The organism is Amycolatopsis kentuckyensis (genome assembly GCF_041679295.1).
Lineage (GTDB): Bacteria > Actinomycetota > Actinomycetes > Mycobacteriales > Pseudonocardiaceae > Amycolatopsis > Amycolatopsis kentuckyensis_A.
Window position 1 is genome coordinate 1 of the sequence record NZ_JBGDMD010000036.1, and the last position, 3,764, is coordinate 3,764.

Sequence of the window (3,764 nt, forward strand, 5' to 3'; positions counted from 1 at the left end):
TCCAGCCCCACTCGACCGCGCTCGCCCCGCCCCACTCGACGCCGCTCGGCCCGCCCCGAACGCCATGAATGACCCATTCATGTCACCCGACGCCAGGGCTCCGGCAGCCGGGCGGGGCGATGCTCCGCCCGGCACCACCGCCCGCGGAACGCCGGACCGAAGAGGCACTTCGACAGAATGCCGAGCTTTGACGGTCATCAACGACTCGTTCATCGCATCCGGCGAGGTAAACGACTCGTTCATGAGGTCACCGGCCGCCGGACCGGCCGCACCGATCCGACTTTGCCGGACCCCCGCCCTTCCCTGGGGGGCGTGCCCTTGGCCAGTCTATCGGCGCCCACCGACGATCCTTGCGATCTTGGCGGCTGGGGGAGCCATTCATCCACAACTGCCGCACGGTGTGGACAACTCGGCTCCGCCGCGCTGAAACCCGCAGCGGAGGGATTCGCTCCCGCCACGCCGAAACCGGCCCGGCGGGGCGATCCGCTCCGCCGGGCCGGGCCCGCCCTCTGGGGTGGGCGGGCCCCCGGGCCGGCTGCCTGGGGGCACGCGCCCGGCCCGGGGTGTCCTTTGTGGATGGTCAGTTCACCGAGCCGCCGCTCGTCTGCGGCGCACCCACCGTGACCTGCGGTTTCGCCGTCTCGACCAAGGTCGAAGCCGAAAGCGTGCCGCCCGGTGGCTGCGTGACCGTGAAGGAACCGGTGGCCGTCCGGCCATCGGTGCACGGGAACACGGCCAAATACTTGCCCGGCGCCTGAACTGCCGTCGCGTAACCGGCGTGCCGCCCCCACTGGCCGCCCTCCGTCCACTGCAGCGGTGCCGTGAAGCCCCTCGATGTCACCGGGCCGCTCGGCGTGCAGCCCACTTCCCACTCCGAGAACACGACCGCCTGGACCTGCCCGCCCGGCTCGACCTGCTGGGTCAGCGACCACACCACCGCCTCGTCCGCGTGCGCCGGTGCCGCCAGGGCGAATGCCCCCGCCGTCATTAGGCCGATCAGGGTTTTCTTCAGCATGCTCAGTCCCCTCTCCTCCGTGGTCCCTCCACGCTTGAGCCGGGGAAATGGTTGAGCCACCGCAATGTTCAAGTACGTGAACAACTATCGAGTCTATGTTTCCCGGTCACGTATGCGTTAACTTGTCCGCCGTTGATCCCGTTCGACGACGAGGGAGACCGCGATGCGCACCGGCCGGTTCGTTCTTGCCGCGGTTCTGGGGTTGTCCATCGCAGCACCGGCCACGGCGCTCGCGGACGCGCAACCGTGGCGCGACGCCCGCCAGTCGCCCGACCGCCGGGCCGCGGAGCTCGTCGCCGCGATGACCCTCGACGAAAAGATCTCGCAGCTGCACCTGCAGCCCGACGCCGAGCACCAGCGGTTCGTCCCGCCCATCCCGCGCCTCGGCGTCCCCGGCTTCCGGATCGCCAACGGCCCCGCCGGAATGGGCCCAGCCGACGACAAACCGCAGAAACCGGCTACCGCGCTGCCGGCCACGATGGCGCTCGCGTCGACGTTCGACACCGGCCTCGCGCGCCGCTACGGCCGCCTGATCGGCGACGAAACCCGCGCGCTCGCGCACAACGTGTCCGAAGGGCCCGACATCAACATCGCCCGCGTCCCGCGCAACGGCCGGACGTTCGAGGGCATGGGCGAGGACCCCGTGCTCGTCGGGGCCATGGGCGCCGCCGACATCCGAGGCATCCAGGAGAACGGCACCATCGCCGAGGTCAAGCACTACGCGGCCAACAACCAGGAGACCCAGCGCTTCACCATCGACGAACACATCGACGAGCGCACCCTCAACGAGCTCTACCTGCCGCACTTCGAGCAGGCGGTGACCGAAGGCCGCGCGGGCTCCGTGATGTGCGCGTTCCCGAAGATCAACGGCGTGTTCATGTGCGAGAACCCGGCGCTGCTGCAGGACAAGCTGCGCGACGACTGGGGCTTCAAGGGTTTCATCCAGTCGGATTGGGGCGCCGCGCACAGCACCGTCGGCTCGGCGAACGCGGGCATGAACCTCGAGATGATCGACGGCACCTGGTACGGCGAGAAGATGAAGCAGGCCGTGCTCGCCGGCCAGGTGAGCGAACGGCGCGTCGACGAGCTGCTGGTGCCGCGGTTCCGCACGATGTTCGCGTTCGGGCAGTTCGACCACCCGCCGGTGCTCACCCCGCTGCCGACCGCTGAGCACGACGCCGCCGCGAAGCAGTTCGCCGAACGCGGCATGGTGCTGCTGCGCAACGAGCACGCCCAGCTGCCGCTCGGCTCCGCGGTGAAGTCGATCGCGCTGATCGGGCCGTTCGCCGGCAAGGCCAAGACCGGTGGCGGCGGCAGCTCCGCCGTCATCCCGACGTCCACAGTGGACCCGTTGCCCGGGCTGCGGGCCCGCGTGCCCGGGGCGAAGGTGACCCTCGACGACGGCAGCGACCCGGCGCGGGCGGCCGAGCTCGCGCGCACCGCCGAAGTGAGCGTCGTGATGGTCGGCGACAACGAAACCGAGGGCAAGGACCGGCCGAGCCTGGCCCTGGACGGCAACCAGGACGCGCTGGTGGCGGCGGTCGCGGCGGCGAACCCGCACACGGTGGTCGTGGTGAAGAGCGGCGGCCCGGTGCTGATGCCGTGGGCGTCGTCGGTGCCGGCGATCCTGCAGGCGTGGTACCCGGGCCAGCAGGACGGCGCGGCGGTGGCGAGCGTGCTGTTCGGCGACGTCAACCCGTCGGCGAAGCTGCCGATCACGTTCCCCGCGGCGGACGCGGACACCCCGGCGAACACGGCGGCGCAGTTCCCCGGCGTGAACGGGGTCGCGGAGTATTCGGAGGGGCTGCAGGTCGGCTACCGCTGGTTCGACGCGCAGGGCCGCACGCCGCTGTTCCCGTTCGGGTACGGCCTGTCGTACACGACGTTCGCGTTCTCCGGGTTGTCGGTGCGCCCGGCCGGCGACGGCGCGACGGCGACGTTCACGGTCCGGAACACGGGCCACCGCGCGGGCGCGGAGGTGGCTCAGCTGTACCTCGGTTTCCCGGCGGCCGCGGGCGAACCGCCGCGGCAGCTGAAGGGGTTCTCGCGGGTCGAGCTGGCGCCGGGGCAGTCCCGCCGGGTGACGATCTCCCTGGACGCGCGCGACTTTTCGGCGTGGGACGCGACGAGCCACGCGTGGGCGCCGGTGAAGGGCGGATTCACGGTTCAGGTGGGTGACTCGTCGCGGTCCTTGCCGCTGCAGGCCTCGCTCGTGCGCTGACGTTCACGGTCTCGCGGAGTTGTCCACAGCCCGGTCGTGATGTGGATCAGCACGGCCGGCCGGTGGCTTTGCCCGGCTTTTCGTCGGAGGGGCCCGATACGCTGGAAGCGGGCGCGCCCCCCAGGGAGGGCGGGGGTCCCGGCAAAGTCGGATCTGTGCGGCTGGTGCGGCGGTCGGCGACGTCGTGAGCGAGTCGTTCACCTCGCCGGATGCGGTGAACGCGTCGTTGATGATCATCGACGCTCGGCATTCCGCTGAAGCGCCTCATCGGTCCAGCGTTCCGTGGGCGGTGGTGCCGGGCGGAGCATCGCCCCGCCTGACTTTGCTGGAGCCCTGGCGTCAGGTGACGTGAATGGGTCATTCATGGCGTTTGGGGTGGGGCTTGGGGACGTGCATTCGGGTCGCGTGAGGTGGGTGGGGGCAGCTGTTCTGGCAAAGTCCTTCCGGCACCCCGAAGCTGTCATGGTGACTACGGCCGGCAACACCGCGTCAAGGCGGGAAAGATGCCTTGACCCGGCGCTGCCGGCC

At 70.6% G+C, this 3,764-nt stretch carries 2 protein-coding genes; one reads left to right on the forward strand and one right to left on the reverse strand.

Going from position 1 to position 3,764, the window contains the following annotated elements:
• Positions 1-580: 580 nt before the first annotated feature.
• Positions 581-1,015, reverse strand: a complete 435-nt coding sequence (locus ACERZO_RS50235; protein ID WP_372673151.1) for a hypothetical protein — start codon at positions 1,013-1,015, stop codon at positions 581-583.
• A 163-nt stretch (positions 1,016-1,178) separates the two neighbouring features.
• Here ACERZO_RS50235 and ACERZO_RS50240 point away from each other — a divergent pair, with 163 nt between their 5' ends.
• Positions 1,179-3,236, forward strand: a complete 2,058-nt coding sequence (locus ACERZO_RS50240) for a glycoside hydrolase family 3 C-terminal domain-containing protein (RefSeq protein WP_372673152.1) — start codon at positions 1,179-1,181, stop codon at positions 3,234-3,236.
• The last annotated feature ends 528 nt before the right edge of the window (positions 3,237-3,764 follow it).